This window comes from Kaistella polysaccharea (assembly GCF_020410745.1).
GTDB lineage: Bacteria > Bacteroidota > Bacteroidia > Flavobacteriales > Weeksellaceae > Kaistella > Kaistella polysaccharea.
Genome location: NZ_CP084528.1, coordinates 1,727,265 through 1,741,570 on the forward strand (window position 1 = coordinate 1,727,265; position 14,306 = coordinate 1,741,570).

Consider the following 14,306-nt stretch of genomic DNA (forward strand, 5'->3'; position numbering starts at 1 on the left):
AGGTTTGCAATTATTACCTCTTATTAAGTTGATTAAACTCCTTAAATAATTCTAACAAATTCATAATCGATTTCAACAGATCATTGGTTTCAAGCAATAATGCGAGATAAAACTTACTGTTTTTAGGGCTCGTTTCTGTGGTTCTAATTCTTATAATTTGCTTCGTTATCAGTTCAGATACGGTATTGAAAACCATCTCCTTCTCCTCTAAAATTAGGTCGATTTTATGGAAATCATCAGATTTGAAACTTTCCTCTAATAGGTATAATAACTGACTCATTTGAGAATCAATGGTTTTTAAATCACTGATCTGATTTTCTTTTAAGGGTTTATGGTTATTATCAACATGCGAATAACTATTACTGGTTAGAAAATCGATAGACTGCACCATATCTTGCAAATAACTTAAAATCAGAATATAAAATTTACTCGCTTCTACAGAGTTATCATCTAAATTTTTAATGAAATAAAATATATTACTTTTCAACTCATCAATTCCCTTTTCTAGACTTTTCTGTTCTTTTTTATTGGCTTTCAGCAAAGCCAGATCGTAAGAACTTATATTATTAATTAGGCTGCTATAGAGAGAATTTGTTTTATTAAAAACCTTGGATATTTGTGCAGAACTTTCCTTAATCATTTCATTAACGGTGCCAATATCTTCTCGACGCAATGTTTTTATTTCTGCCTCAACTGCGACTTTCTTTTTATGTTTTCTAGAACTTCTATAAAGTATGATTGCCAACAAAAGTAAAAGGCCAACAAAGGCGAACACTTCCCCAATTTTCAATATATATGCAATTGTGCAGGCCAATAAAAACGCAACAATTGCTGTGAAAAACCAGCCCCCGATCACTTTGAAAACACCCGCAATTCTGTAAACTGCACTTTCCCGATCCCATGCTCTATCTGCAAATGAAGTTCCCATGGCAACCATAAAAGTAACGTATGTGGTAGATAATGGTAATTTCATAGAGGTACCAATTGCAATTAAGATACTTGCAACCATTAAATTAACCGAAGCTCTTACCATGTCGAAAGCTGGTTCATCGGCTGTATTTTTAGTAGATTTCGGTACGCTTTGAAATCTTCTATTGATCTTAATTTGAATTCTTCTTGGTAAAAAATGATTGATACCTTCTCCAATATTTACTCCGGCTCGTACGATCGCGCGGGAAATGGTATTCGGGGTGAATTTTTCCACACCGTCTCCTTGTCTGGACAGATTTACTCCAGTTTCGATAACGCTTCTTGCCTTTTTAGAAGTCCAAAGGGTAATAACCATGATCACCCCCGCAAATAATAAAAAATAGAAGGGAGCAACAATATCATTACTAGCCAAATCTCCCATCATAAAGTCATCGCCAGAAATGCCACTTCCATTAAAAATTTCATAAGAATTAAAAGCTGCGATCGGAACCCCAATAAAATTAACCAAGTCATTCCCGGCAAATGCAAGCGCCAACGCAAAGGTGCCAATCAAGATGATGACCCGCAAAATATTAATCTTGAAAACACTAATTAATATTTGAGATAATACTGTGAAAAAAATAAAATTACCACCTAAAATTAGAAATTGATGTTGATCGATCCACGCAAATTGTTCCTTAGATATGAATGAAACTCCTTTTAATCCTTTAATCAAAATAAAAAAAGTAATTGCTGATATTGCGACACCACCGAAGATGGATCCAAAATATTTAAGCTTCTTTTCAAAATGAAATGTAAATATTAAACGGGAAATATATTGTACAAAACCACCAATCGAGAAAGATAAAAATACGGATAAAAGTATACTGTAAACAATTATAGTGGCCTTTTTTGTATTAATATACGCTCCCAAATTATTTAAGCTATCATCAGAAGTCACAATCTTATACACTGCCAGACAAACCGCCGCACCTAATAATTCGAAAATAATAGAAACCGTGGTTGAAGTAGGTAACCCCAAGCTGTTGAAAACATCTAACAGAAGAATGTCGGCAATCATAACGGCTAGAAAAATGATCATCACATCATTAAAGCTAAACATGCTGGGAACAAAAATACCGCTTCGGGCAATCTCCATCATCCCACTTGAAAACATGGCGCCAATAAGAACTCCAAGACTCGCCACAATCATGGTAATTTTAAAGGAAATGGCTTTCGAACCTATTGCTGAATTTAAAAAATTTACTGCATCATTGCTCACACCAACAACCAAATCGATGATTGCTAATATTCCTAAGGCAATAAGCATGATTATATAAATCTGCTCCATTTATAAACGTTTTATTGAACTGCAAAAGTCGGATTTCATTTTCGATTATACATTAACACAATGTTAAATTACAATAATTATAAGATTTCGAGTTCTAAAAGTATGATTATACAGCATGTAAATGCTCTATTTTGTTAATTTTTTTTTTGAAAAAATAATGAATTTTTGACAAAAAAATTTCTTTTTGATCAGTTGTATTTATGTTATATTAATTCTCCTCAAACCAAAAAAAAAATATCTTTGTACGATTAAATAATTGCTTAAAAATGAAGGATTTAAAACTACCATTTGTAGCCAAACTAACTTTGGTACTCATCAGCATTATCCTCATTGGATTCTTGGCTAAAGTTGGGAAAACAGTTTTGGCGCCGCTTTTCTTTTCGGTTTTAATGGCATTGCTTTTTCTACCATTTGCCAATTTTTTAGAGAAAAGACTTCGTTTTTCCCGCACTATTTCAACCTTTTCTTCATTACTGATTATGTTGTTTGTTCTGTCGGGCCTTGTTTATTTCTTTTCTGTACAATTAAGTGATTTCGCTAATGATTTTCCTGTTTTAAAAGAGCAGGTTTCAAAATCTTTTAATGATCTACAGCTTTGGATTTCTCGGACTTTCAATTTAAATATCCATTCGCAGATGAGTTACATCAACCAAGGTTTAGAAAAATTGCTGGCATCTACGGCAATAATTCTGGGTTTTACGGTGTCGATGTTTTCTTCAACCATGGCTTTCTTTATTTTTAGTGCTTTATTCTTTATTTTTATTTTAAACTACCGTCGACTTCTCTACAACTTTATCATTTCAATTTTCCAGAAGGAACATTTTGCGAAAGTAAATGAAGGTATAATGGAAATACAGAAAATCATTAAAGAATATATATCGGGATTATTTATTCAAATTATCATCGTCAGTATTTTAGCGGCAATTCTCCTTTCAGTTCTTGGCGTTAAATATGCAATTCTGCTGGCTGTGCTTACCGGTTTACTTAATATTATTCCCTACGTTGGCATTATATTTTCGGCTCTTGTGGCTTGCCTTATTTCATTCGCAACGGGCGGTGAACATACGCTAATTGTACTTATAGGTTATCTCGTGATACATGCGGTGGATGCAAATCTTACGCTTCCCTTGGTTGTAGGATCGAAAGTTAAAATAAATGCATTATTTACTTTTATCGGACTTTTGATCGGAGAAGAACTTTGGGGAATTTCCGGCATGTTCCTGAGCATTCCTTTTTTGGCAATTTTAAAAATTATTTTTGAACGTGTGGAAGGTTTACAACCGTGGGGAAGAGTTTTAGGCGAAGAGAGTAAGCAACATAGAGTACGGCGGAAATACAAAATCACGAAAAACATCACGCTGGAAGAAAAGGAATAAAAACATAAAGTTCTTAATTCTAAATTCCACAGCGTAATTGAATAACCCATTTAAAATCAACCTCCGTATTTTTTTCGGAGGTTTTATTTTTCCGTAAATTTGCAGGGAATTTAAAACCATCTGGAATTTAAAATCAATCATTAAAACTTTGAAGATATGTTACCAAAAATAAATCCAACCCAAACGACAGCGTGGAAAAATCTTAATACGCACTTTACGGAAACAGATTTCGATTTCAGATCTTTATTCAAATCAAATTCTGAGCGTTTTAATCAGTTTTCAATTCAAAGAGAAAACTATCTTTTCGATTATTCTAAAAATTTAATTGATCAAAAAACCTTTGACCTTTTGCAGGATTTAGCGGTTGAATGCGACCTTCAATCAGCAATTAAATCGATGTTTTCCGGCGAGAAAATCAATGAGACGGAAGGTAGAGCAGTTTTACACACGGCATTGCGTGATTTTTCTGATAAAGAAATTTTAGTAGACGGAGAAAACATAAAACCTGGGATTAAAAGAGTTTTAGCCCAAATGAAAACCTTTTCAGAGAAAATTATATCTGGAGCCCATAAAGGTTTTTCTGGCGAGGAAATAACTGATATTGTTAACATCGGAATCGGCGGATCCGACTTAGGTCCAGTGATGGTTTGTTCGGCTCTGAAACATTTTAAAACAAGACTTAATGCACATTTCGTTTCGAATGTTGACGGAAATCATATTGCAGAAGTTTTGAAAAATTTAAATCCTGAAACGACATTGTTTATCATTGCTTCAAAAACTTTTACAACTCAGGAAACAATGACCAACGCAGCATCTGCGAAAGATTGGTTTCTGAAAAGTGGAAAGCAGGAAGACGTGGAAAAACATTTTGTGGCACTTTCCACAAACATAGAAGCCGTAAAAAAATTCGGGATTGCAGAAGAAAATATCTTCGAATTCTGGGATTGGGTCGGCGGAAGATATTCCCTTTGGAGCGCGATCGGTTTAAGCATTGTACTTTTTGTAGGGTATGAAAATTTTGAACAACTTTTAAAAGGAGCAAACGAAACTGATAAACATTTTCAAACTGCTGATTTTAAAGAAAATATTCCGGTTTTAATGGGTCTTTTAGGAATTTGGTATCGCAATTTCTTTGATGCCGGAACCTATGCAATTTTACCTTATTCGCAGTATTTAGATCGTTTTCCCGCCTATCTTCAACAGGGCGATATGGAAAGTAACGGAAAATGTGTAGATAGAAGTGGAGAGTTTGTAGATTATGAAACTGGACCAGTTATTTGGGGAGAACCCGGAACGAACGGTCAACACGCTTTTTATCAATTAATTCATCAGGGAACGCAGCTAATTCCGGCTGATTTTATCGCGTATGCAAAATCATGCAACGTAGTTTCAGACCATCAGGAAAAATTACTGGCGAACTTTTTTGCCCAAACCGAAGCTTTAGCATTTGGAAAAACTGCAGAAGAAGCAAAAACCGAATTGATGAAATCTGGAATTTCGGAAGAGGAAGTTGAGAGACTCGTTAATTATAAAGTCTTTCACGGTAATACACCTACCAATTCATTCATTTTTAATGAGTTATCTCCATTTTCATTAGGACAATTAATCGCATTGTATGAACATAAAATATTTGTTCAAGGGGTTATCTGGAACATTTTCAGTTTCGACCAATTTGGCGTAGAGTTAGGAAAAGTATTGGCCGGAAAAATTTTATCAGAATTAAAAAATCCAGACCCAGTTACTTCCCATGATTCTTCTACGAATGGACTTATTCATTATTATAAAGAGAAAAAGTAATCTGACTCAATAAATATAAAGTAAAAATAACATGGCACAAATTCTCGACGGACTAAAAGTTTCCAAAGAAATTAAAGAGGAAATCCGCATTGACGTAGAAAAAATTGTTAAAGGCAAAAAACGTCCTCCACATTTGGTAGCGATTTTGGTCGGCAAAAACGGCGCGAGTATGACCTATGTAAATAATAAAATTAAAGATTGCAAGCAAGTAGGTTTCAAATCATCTCTCGCGGAATTCCCAAGTACCGTTTCAGAAGCTGAACTTTTAGAAAAAATCGACGAACTGAATAAATCAAAAGATGTCGACGGTTTTATTGTGCAATTGCCTTTACCAAAACAAATCGATCAGGAAAAAATAATCCTGGCAATAGATCCTCGAAAAGATGTGGATGGTTTTCATCCGGAAAATTTCGGTAAAATGGCTTTGGAAATGGACACTTTTTTACCAGCAACGCCTTTTGGAATTCTGACTTTATTAGAAAGATATCAAATCGATACGAAAGGAAAACATTGTGTCATCATTGGCAGAAGTAGAATCGTGGGCAAACCGATGAGTATTCTAATGGGAAGAAAAGATTTTCCCGGCAATTCAACCGTAACATTGACGCATTCTTACACGCCACATATTGAAGAATTCACCCGAAATGCTGACATAGTAATTACCGCACTTGGCGATCCAAATTTTTTAAAAGCAGATATGATTAAAGATGGAGCAGTGATCATCGATGTAGGAATTACGCGCGTAGAAGATCAGTCTGAAAAAGGATACACTTTATTTGGGGACGTAGACTTTGAAAGTTGCAAAGAAAAAGCCAGTTGGATTACTCCTGTTCCCGGTGGAGTGGGGCCAATGACACGAGCAATGTTGATGAAAAACACACTCCTTGCTTACAAAACATCAGTATATAATGACTAAAGAAGAAGAAAATATTTTATTAAAAGAAGGTAAAATGCTCCCAGTAATGGAGCATTTTTACACGATACAAGGCGAAGGCGCCCACACCGGAAAAGCGGCGTATTTTATAAGATTGGGTGGTTGCGATGTCGGCTGCCACTGGTGTGACGTGAAAGAAAGCTGGGATCCCAATTTGCATCCGCTGCGAAACACAGAAGAAATTGCAGAAATTGCAGCAAAACATTGTAAAACTATTGTTTTAACGGGCGGAGAACCATTAATGTGGAATTTAGAAATTTTAACCAACAGGTTGAAACAGTTGGGTTGTGAAATTCATATTGAAACTTCCGGAGCTTATGAAATGAGCGGCGATTTAGACTGGATTACACTTTCACCGAAAAAAACCGGTCTGCCAAAACCCGGAATTTATGCAAAGGCAAGCGAACTGAAAATTATTATTTTTAATAATAGCGACTTTAAATTTGCAGAAGAACAAGCCTCAAAAGTTTCGGAAAACTGTGTTCTTTATTTGCAAAGTGAATGGAGTAAGCGAGAAGAAATGTATCCTAAAATTACCGATTTTATTTTGGCAAATCCACAATGGCAAGCATCAGTACAAACCCATAAGTATTTGAATATTCCGTAATTAATAGTAGATTTACGAATTGCTTAAGGTTGCGCGATGCAGAAAATCAGGTATTCCCGATATTTCAGATTTATTTTCATACTTCTCGATGTCCTGGTGATTTCGGCGGTTTTCATTTTTTTCTTTTTACGGAATTACAGTGAATTATTCGCCGCTTACAATCGCGAACAAAATATTCTCTCGATCACTTTACTTATCTTATTCTGGATTTTACTAAGTGGCCGTACGAAATTATATTCTGTCCCTAGAAATATAACCTATACAATTTATCTAGAGCGTTTAGTAACCCATATCTTGATTTTTATTTTCGGGGTGATGTTATTGGCAAAAGTTAGTAACAACGATTTTTTAAAACAAGACCGAACTTTCATTGGCCTCAGTCTTTTTTTAATTCTCTTCGTTCTAAAATCCGCAATTTTTTTCGCCTTAAAATATTTTCGAACTTTGGGTCTGAACTATCGGAATATTATGTTTCTGGCGGATGATTCGTCTACTAAAATGTTAAAAACTATTCTGAATGAACGAAAAGATTACGGATTTAAAATTTGGGAATACCCTCATGTAGAGCAGTTAAATTTTGAAAAATTGGTCAGTTTTTGGCAGGAAAAGGGAATTCATACCATGTATTTATCAGCAGAACCGGGTGGAATAAGGGGTGAAAACGAATACAATATCTTTAAGCTCGCCGAAAAGCATAAAGTTCGAATTTCATTAATTCCGAGCGTAATTAAAAACAATTTTTTTGAATATGATTTAGGTTATATCGAAACCCAACCTGTGTTAATACGGTCTAAATTTCCTTTGGATAACCTAACAAACATACTCTTAAAGAGAACATTTGACATTTTATTTTCTGTACTCGCTTTACTATTGATCTGCAGTTGGCTCTTCCCCATCATCGCCATTTTAATTAAACTTGATAGCAAAGGTCCTGTTTTTTTCGTGCAGAAAAGATATGGCTTTCATGATCATATTTTCAATTGTATAAAATTTAGAACGATGTGCGTAAATGGAGAATGCACATCGAAAACTACAGCGCAGGATGATAAACGAATTACGAAGATTGGTAAGTTTTTGCGAAGAACAAGCCTCGATGAAATGCCTCAATTCATCAATATACTTAAAGGAGAAATGTCGGTAGTTGGGCCCAGACCACATATGATAATGATTGACGATTTTTACAAATTGAAAATTGGCCGCTACTCCATCCGAAGTTTGGTTAATCCTGGCCTTACAGGCCTCGCACAGGTAAATGGACTTCGTGGCGACAGCGGAAATATGGAAATTGCCATGCAAAAACGCATTTTAGCTGATGCCTTTTATGTAAAAAAATGGACGATGAGCCTTGATTTGGTCATTATCATTAAAACTATTTTTTTACTATTTAGAGGTGATAAGAATGCGCGGTAAAATTGATTACAGAAAAAATAAAAAACACTAATTTAGCAGCATGTTAAAAAACCTGTTGAGCCAAGTTGGCGCTTACATCCTACTTTTATCGAAAACCCTAAAAAGACCTCAAAAAACATCGGTGTTTCTAAAGCTTTTTATGCGTGAAATCTATGATCTTGGAGTTAATTCTTTTGGTTTAACGCTGTTTACCTCTACATTTGTAGGTGCTGTAGTTGCCATTCAGATGTTTAACAATTTCTCGGCATCCAGTTTTCCCATTCCCAATTCCTTTATCGGATACGCAACCAAAGTGGTATTAATCCTTGAATTTGCCCCAACAATTATCTCTGTAATTCTGGCAGGAAAAGTGGGTTCTTATATCGCCTCTAGTATCGGCACAATGCGTGTTACGGAACAAATTGATGCCTTAGATATTATGGGAGTAAATTCCCCCAACTTTCTTATTTTACCGAAAATTTTAGCGAGTGTAATTTTCAACCCTCTACTTATTGCAATTAGTATTGTATTTGGGATCTGGGGTGGTTATCTTGCTGGACTTGCTACGGGAAGTTGGAGTAAAGCCGACTATATCACCGGAATACAAATGTATATGCCACAGCATTTTATATGGTATGCCTTTTTCAAGACCGCTGTTTTCGCCTTTTTAATTGCGACAGTACCAGCCTATTTTGGCTATAACGTGAAAGGCGGCTCGCTGGAAGTTGGACGTGCAAGTACCCAAGCCGTAGTTTGGACGATTGTTGCCATCATTATTATGAATTTAATATTAACACAAATGTTCCTCAGCTAATGATAGAAGTAAAAGATTTAAAAAAGAGTTTTGATGAAGTAGAAGTTTTGAAGGGAGTTTCTACAACTTTTGAAACAGGAAAAGTTAACCTTATCATTGGGCAAAGTGGTTCTGGTAAAACGGTATTTCTGAAAAGTTTACTAAATGTATATCAGCCCACTTCTGGAGAAATTTTATTTGATGGTCGGGATATCAATAAAATGTCGCGCGACGAAAAACAACTACTTCGTGCAGAAATTGGAACCGTTTTCCAGGGAAGTGCACTTTTCGATTCGATGACGGTCGAAGAAAATATTACGTTTCCGTTGGATATGTTTACTAATCTTACTTTTCGGGAGAAAAAAAGACGCGCTTTCGAAGTTATTGGCCGCGTTCATCTGGAAAAAGCCAATCGTAAATACCCGTCGGAGATTTCGGGCGGAATGCAGAAACGGGTAGCGATTGCACGTGCCATCGTAAACAATCCGAAATATTTGTTTTGTGATGAACCCAATTCTGGTCTTGATCCGTACACATCTAATATTATTGATGATCTTCTGCTGGAAATTACCAAAGAATATAAAACGACTACCATCATCAATTCTCATGACATGAATTCGGTAATGACCATTGGTGAAAAAATTGTTTATCTACGTTTAGGTATCAAAGAATGGGAAGGAGACAAAGAAGTCCTCATCAATGCGGGCAATAAAAATCTCATTGATTTCGTTTACTCCTCAGAGTTGTTCAAAGAATTACGCGAGTACTTCATGAAGACCAACAAAACCTCAATTGATAATATTATAACAAAACCTCCATCAAATGAAAAAAGTTCTTAGTATCGCTTTAATAGGAGCAAGTCTCCTTAGCTCTGCCCAGGTGAAATTTGCAGGGAAAGCGAATTTACTTTTTAAAACCGACTCGCCGAGCTGGCAGAATTTAAAAAACAGCGCTGTTTCGGCGTATAATGAATCAGGTAAAAACAATGTGGGATTTAATGTTGGCTTATCAGCCAAAATCGATTTGCCTGCATCTCTTTTCTTAATGCCTGAAATTTACTACACAACATTTAAAAATGAATTTGAGGTACCCAATTCCTCCACAACAATTGCTGCGAAAAGCAATAGAGTTGCTGTTCCTGTATTGTTAGGTTATCGATTATTGGGAGATAATTTAGGTGTATTTATAGGACCGGTAGCGTCTTATAATCTTTCATCTGATAATCAGTACAATGATTTTAAAGAAAATGCAACAAAGGATTTTACCTTAGGTTATCAGTTTGGTGCACAGGTTCAAATTCAGAAATTAATTTTGAATGCGAAGTATGAAGGTGCATTTACAGATGATCAAAGAGACTTTATTAATGGAACAAACAATGAAGTTATTCGATATGACAGCAGACCAAGTTTATTTTTGGTAGGAATTGGCTATCAATTGTAGATTTCAAAAACGTTATCAAAAACTATAAAATCCTCTGAATTAATAATTCGGAGGATTTTGATTTTCATCAGAAACATAAGTCACCGTTTGCTGTTTTGCAAGTTCAGCAGCTTGTTTTTCTAAATCTTCTTTTTCTTTTCTAAGCTGTCGCAATTCTTTGCGTTTTTCTTCCTGTTTAAGGGCAGTTCCTTTACTTACATAGCCCACAATTCCCCCGATAATTAAACCAATGCCAATACCCGCGAGAATTCCCATCAAACTCATGGGTTCAAAAAGTTTTACGGCTGAAAATTCCGGCAACATATAATAGAGTAAAAAGGCCAATCCTAAAAGCAGTAAACCAATAAAAGATAAATTTTTCATAGTTATAAATTAAAAAACCTTCCCAAATTTAAGAAATTTTTGGAAAGGTCTGTTATGATTAATTGTGTTTTATAATTTTCCGCCAGCTGCTTTGTAATATTGCAAAGCTTTCGGCATGTGCTCCTCCAAATCAGCTCGTCTTGTATCTGGATTTGGGTGAGTAGAGAGGAATTCTGGTGGTCTGTTTCCTGAAGATGCTCCTTCCATTCTTTGCCAGAAAGGTTGTGCTTCTCGTGGGTCATAACCAGCCATCGCCATCAAATACAGTCCCATTTCGTCAGCTTCCAACTCCTGGCTTCTTCCATATTTTAAAAGTGCAACTTGCGCACCGATAGGGTAAGCTTGTTGGAAGATAGCCGCTAATTGACCATTTGAAATTGTACTTCCCAAAATTGCCCCTCCATATTGTGCAACCATCGCTTGAGAAATTCTTTCGTTACCATGACCAGCTAATGCGTGAGAAATCTCGTGACCCATCACTACTGCTAATCCAGTATCTGTTTTCGTAACAGGGAAGATTCCTGTATAAACTGCTACTTTTCCACCTGGCATTGCCCACGCGTTAATTTGCTTATCGTCTATAACATTAAACTCCCATTTATATCCTGCAATATCCGCTTCACGACCAATTCCTCGATAGTAATTATTAGCAGCGTTTTTTATTCTTAATCCAACATTAGTAACACTTTTAGCCTGACTCGTTCCGGTAACAACCTTTGCCTTAGAAAGTGTTTCCCGATATTGTTGTAAAGCCATAGCTTGAATTTCTTGATTATTGGCCAACTGAAGTGTTTTTCGACCGGTTATCGGATTTGTGCTACACGCCAACATCATCACTGATATTACGCTGAGGCCTACTAATTTATTTAATTTTTTCATAGTGATAAATGTTAATTTCCTTTCACTAAACAATTTTTATTCCAAATGGTGATTACGGAGAAGTATTGCATAATTTTTGATACAATTCAAAAATAAATAAGAAATTATTATAAAAGTATATGTTGGAAAAACCAATAATTACTTAACTCATAAATCTTTACAATGAAAAATTTTATTACAATAATCAGCTCATTTCTCTTACTCATTTTTATGAATTCATGTGGCTCTCAAAGTAATATTTCTCCAGCAAACGTTCAGAACCTTTTAGATAAAGGCGAATTTACTTTTATGGCGGAACATGCCAATCCTACCAACTATGATGTTATAAATGTGATGAACTCATTACCAAATGGAAGTGCGTCGCGTATGCTGACTTTAGATTCGGGATATACTATTCAATTAAAGAAAGACGAAGTTGAAGTTACGCTGCCTTATTTCGGTAGAATGTACACGTCTTCAATGAAAGGTGATAATTCATTCAGATTTACATCAAAGGAATTTACAGTTAACCGATCTGTTGGATCAAAAGGAAGTTCAGTCTTTACGGTCTTACCAACTGATCAGAAAGAGGTTTCCAGAATTGTTATTGAAGTTTTTAAGAATGGGAAAACATATGTAGCAGTACAATCAAATGATCGTCAACCTATTTCTTATGACGGTTATATTAGTGCGAATTCAACAAGAGAAAAGTAATTTTTTTATATGTAATAATGTTTGTAGATTAGTCTTGTTATAATCAATTCAAAATTACATATATGAAATATCTATATCAACCATTATTTTTAATTTCTTTTATGGCAATGTTATTATCCTGTAGTTCTCAAACTAAGGTTGTTAATAATAACGCAAGAACATTAATAACAAAGGGAGAATTCACTTTTATTGCCGAAAAGGTTAATAAAGACGGCTCTTCTTATACACCTTATACTACATCGCAAATGAAAGGAAAGAGTTGGGACAATGTACCGGAATTACGCGATAAGCAGATTTTTACCAACCCAAAATCAATAGACCTAGAATCGGGATACGGAATGACCGTAACAAAAAATGAATTACTGGTCAATTTACCATCTTTTGATGGAAAAGTTACCACAACGGTTAATTTACCTCAAACGATTACCGTAACGACTAGGGAAGCTGACGTAATTCAATTTACTGCAACTGATTTCACCGTTAATGAAAAAACAAATAAAAAAGGAAAAACCTCTTTGACAATAATTGCTAACGTTATCAACAATCCTATTACAATTAAGATGGATATTTACAAAAATGGAATGACGTATGTTAATGTTGGACGTGGTTCCAAAAAATCAGTTTCTTATGAAGGATATGTAACTAATAATGCAATTGCAAAAAATTAGGTTATTTCTTCAATAATTTTTCTACAAATACTTTTGCTTCTGAACTTGGATTAACCTTCAGGTCGGAAGCATTTTTTTTATGTAAATCATACTGTGTTTCTCCTTCTTTTCCCGATTTTGTATGTTGTAAAATGTATTCCTTAACCCAGTAATCAAAGCGTTTTTCAGCCTGTCTTTTTCTGGTTTCCTCAAAAGAAGAAGTAGCAACTTTTAAATCGATGAATTCCTGAACCTTTTCATACACTGCATCTAATCCCTCGTTATTCAAAGCAGACCCAAGGAAAACCGGAACTTTCCAATCTTTTTCCTTTGATGGCATAAAGTGTAAGGCTCGAAGTAATTCGATTTTCGTGTTTTTTGCTTTCAGACGATTTTCTTCTTCCACTTTATTTATGAAAATAAGATCTACCATTTCCATAACGCCGCGTTTAATTCCCTGCAACTCATCGCCTCCGCCAATAATTTTTAAAAATAGAAAAACATCGGTAATATCAGAAACCAAAACTTCGCTTTGTCCTACTCCAACTGTTTCAATTAAAATATAATCATAACCTGCAGCTTCGCACAGAAGCAGTGATTCAAAGGTTGCATTTGCAATTCCTCCCAAAAAACCAGAGGTCGGACTTGGCCGAATAAAAGCATTTTTTTCGCGTGCTAATTCTTCCATTCTGGTTTTATCGCCCAGAATTGATCCCTTGTTTAAGGAAGAACTCGGATCGACCGCTAATACCGCGACTTTCTTGCCGTTCGCTATGGCAAACTTTCCGAAATTTTCGATAAAGGTAGATTTGCCAGCCCCAGGCACGCCTGTAATTCCTATTCTAATTGAATTTCCGGTAAAAGGCATAATCGCTTTTAATAAATCTTCAGCTTGATCGCGATGTTCTGCCTTTTTACTTTCCACCAAAGTAATGGCTTTTGCAAGCAATCTTTTATCACCCGATCGTAAACCGTCGATTAATTGGGAAGTAGCGTAGGTTTTCATGTACTCAAAAATACAAATTCTTTTAATAACTACAGAAGATTTAAGTTTTACAATCTACAGATAAGAACTCCACCGATAAAAATTATCATTAAAGGTTGACTCATTTTCTTAAATAGAAATTT

At 35.2% G+C, this 14,306-nt stretch carries 14 protein-coding genes; 10 read left to right on the forward strand and 4 right to left on the reverse strand.

All coding sequences use genetic code 11. The annotated features are described in order from the left end of the window. Positions 1-13 precede the first annotated feature (13 nt). Positions 14-2,260 carry an inorganic phosphate transporter gene (locus tag LC814_RS08035; RefSeq protein ID WP_226063423.1) on the reverse strand — a complete coding sequence of 749 codons (2,247 nt, stop codon included), beginning with the start codon at positions 2,258-2,260 and terminating at the stop codon, positions 14-16. A 266-nt stretch (positions 2,261-2,526) separates the two neighbouring features. Between LC814_RS08035 and LC814_RS08040 the strand changes: the two genes are divergently transcribed. From LC814_RS08040 to LC814_RS08075, 8 genes are all read left to right on the forward strand, one after another. Continuing rightward, positions 2,527-3,636 carry an AI-2E family transporter gene (locus tag LC814_RS08040; RefSeq protein ID WP_226063424.1) on the forward strand — a complete coding sequence of 370 codons (1,110 nt, stop codon included), beginning with the start codon at positions 2,527-2,529 and terminating at the stop codon, positions 3,634-3,636. Positions 3,637-3,792: 156 nt separating this feature from the next. Continuing rightward, complete coding sequence (gene pgi, locus LC814_RS08045) at positions 3,793-5,433, forward strand: glucose-6-phosphate isomerase (RefSeq protein WP_226063425.1); 1,641 nt, start codon at positions 3,793-3,795, stop codon at positions 5,431-5,433. A gap of 31 nt (positions 5,434-5,464) precedes the next feature. Beyond that, positions 5,465-6,349: a bifunctional 5,10-methylenetetrahydrofolate dehydrogenase/5,10-methenyltetrahydrofolate cyclohydrolase gene (locus LC814_RS08050; protein WP_226063426.1), complete on the forward strand. Its 885-nt coding sequence runs from the start codon at positions 5,465-5,467 to the stop codon at positions 6,347-6,349. Beyond that, the gene (locus LC814_RS08055; protein WP_226063427.1) at positions 6,342-6,974 is read left to right on the forward strand and encodes a 7-carboxy-7-deazaguanine synthase QueE; all 633 of its coding nucleotides are present in this window, start codon (positions 6,342-6,344) and stop codon (positions 6,972-6,974) included. The genes LC814_RS08050 and LC814_RS08055 overlap by 8 nt, the downstream gene beginning before the upstream one ends. A gap of 36 nt (positions 6,975-7,010) precedes the next feature. Continuing rightward, on the forward strand, positions 7,011-8,384 hold the full coding sequence (locus tag LC814_RS08060) for a sugar transferase (protein WP_226063428.1): 1,374 nt from the start codon (positions 7,011-7,013) through the stop codon (positions 8,382-8,384). A gap of 40 nt (positions 8,385-8,424) precedes the next feature. Continuing rightward, entirely contained in the window at positions 8,425-9,177 is a 753-nt protein-coding gene (locus tag LC814_RS08065; RefSeq protein ID WP_226063429.1) for an MlaE family ABC transporter permease, read from the forward strand. After that, positions 9,177-9,995 carry an ABC transporter ATP-binding protein gene (locus LC814_RS08070; RefSeq protein ID WP_226063430.1) on the forward strand — a complete coding sequence of 273 codons (819 nt, stop codon included), beginning with the start codon at positions 9,177-9,179 and terminating at the stop codon, positions 9,993-9,995. Before LC814_RS08065 ends, LC814_RS08070 begins: the two co-directional genes overlap by 1 nt. Beyond that, positions 9,979-10,596: an outer membrane beta-barrel protein gene (locus LC814_RS08075; RefSeq protein WP_226063431.1), complete on the forward strand. Its 618-nt coding sequence runs from the start codon at positions 9,979-9,981 to the stop codon at positions 10,594-10,596. Before LC814_RS08070 ends, LC814_RS08075 begins: the two co-directional genes overlap by 17 nt. 39 nt (positions 10,597-10,635) lie before the next feature. Here LC814_RS08075 and LC814_RS08080 read toward each other — a convergent pair whose 3' ends face one another. After that, positions 10,636-10,959 (reverse strand): hypothetical protein, encoded by a 324-nt coding sequence (locus tag LC814_RS08080; protein ID WP_226063432.1) that lies wholly within the window; start codon positions 10,957-10,959, stop codon positions 10,636-10,638. A 69-nt stretch (positions 10,960-11,028) separates the two neighbouring features. Next, a complete protein-coding gene (locus LC814_RS08085; RefSeq protein WP_226063433.1) occupies positions 11,029-11,838 on the reverse strand; it encodes a M48 family metallopeptidase in 810 nt (269 codons plus the stop codon). Positions 11,839-12,000: 162 nt separating this feature from the next. Between LC814_RS08085 and LC814_RS08090 the strand changes: the two genes are divergently transcribed. Then, positions 12,001-12,531 carry a DUF4251 domain-containing protein gene (locus LC814_RS08090; RefSeq protein WP_226063434.1) on the forward strand — a complete coding sequence of 177 codons (531 nt, stop codon included), beginning with the start codon at positions 12,001-12,003 and terminating at the stop codon, positions 12,529-12,531. A 62-nt stretch (positions 12,532-12,593) separates the two neighbouring features. Continuing rightward, complete coding sequence (locus LC814_RS08095; protein ID WP_226063435.1) at positions 12,594-13,199, forward strand: DUF4251 domain-containing protein; 606 nt, start codon at positions 12,594-12,596, stop codon at positions 13,197-13,199. 1 nt (position 13,200) lies between these two features. Here the strand turns inward: LC814_RS08095 and meaB are convergent, their stop codons facing one another. Then, positions 13,201-14,184 (reverse strand): methylmalonyl Co-A mutase-associated GTPase MeaB, encoded by a 984-nt coding sequence (gene meaB / locus LC814_RS08100; protein ID WP_226063436.1) that lies wholly within the window; start codon positions 14,182-14,184, stop codon positions 13,201-13,203. Positions 14,185-14,306: the final 122 nt, after the last annotated feature.

Bases quoted from the DNA above. Each gene is read 5' to 3' on its own strand.
- LC814_RS08040 (WP_226063424.1), top strand. From the start codon at position 2,527: ATGAAGGATTTAAAACTACCATTTGTAGCCAAACTAACTTTGGTACTC.
- LC814_RS08080 (WP_226063432.1), bottom strand. From the start codon at position 10,959: ATGAAAAATTTATCTTTTATTGGTTTACTGCTTTTAGGATTGGCCTTT.
- meaB (WP_226063436.1), bottom strand. From the start codon at position 14,184: ATGAAAACCTACGCTACTTCCCAATTAATCGACGGTTTACGATCGGGT.
- LC814_RS08095 (WP_226063435.1), top strand. From the start codon at position 12,594: ATGAAATATCTATATCAACCATTATTTTTAATTTCTTTTATGGCAATG.
- LC814_RS08075 (WP_226063431.1), top strand. From the start codon at position 9,979: ATGAAAAAAGTTCTTAGTATCGCTTTAATAGGAGCAAGTCTCCTTAGC.
- LC814_RS08065 (WP_226063429.1), top strand. From the start codon at position 8,425: ATGTTAAAAAACCTGTTGAGCCAAGTTGGCGCTTACATCCTACTTTTA.
- LC814_RS08070 (WP_226063430.1), top strand. From the start codon at position 9,177: ATGATAGAAGTAAAAGATTTAAAAAAGAGTTTTGATGAAGTAGAAGTT.
- LC814_RS08060 (WP_226063428.1), top strand. From the start codon at position 7,011: ATGCAGAAAATCAGGTATTCCCGATATTTCAGATTTATTTTCATACTT.
- LC814_RS08090 (WP_226063434.1), top strand. From the start codon at position 12,001: ATGAAAAATTTTATTACAATAATCAGCTCATTTCTCTTACTCATTTTT.
- LC814_RS08085 (WP_226063433.1), bottom strand. From the start codon at position 11,838: ATGAAAAAATTAAATAAATTAGTAGGCCTCAGCGTAATATCAGTGATG.
- LC814_RS08035 (WP_226063423.1), bottom strand. From the start codon at position 2,260: ATGGAGCAGATTTATATAATCATGCTTATTGCCTTAGGAATATTAGCA.
- pgi (WP_226063425.1), top strand. From the start codon at position 3,793: ATGTTACCAAAAATAAATCCAACCCAAACGACAGCGTGGAAAAATCTT.
- LC814_RS08055 (WP_226063427.1), top strand. From the start codon at position 6,342: ATGACTAAAGAAGAAGAAAATATTTTATTAAAAGAAGGTAAAATGCTC.
- LC814_RS08050 (WP_226063426.1), top strand. From the start codon at position 5,465: ATGGCACAAATTCTCGACGGACTAAAAGTTTCCAAAGAAATTAAAGAG.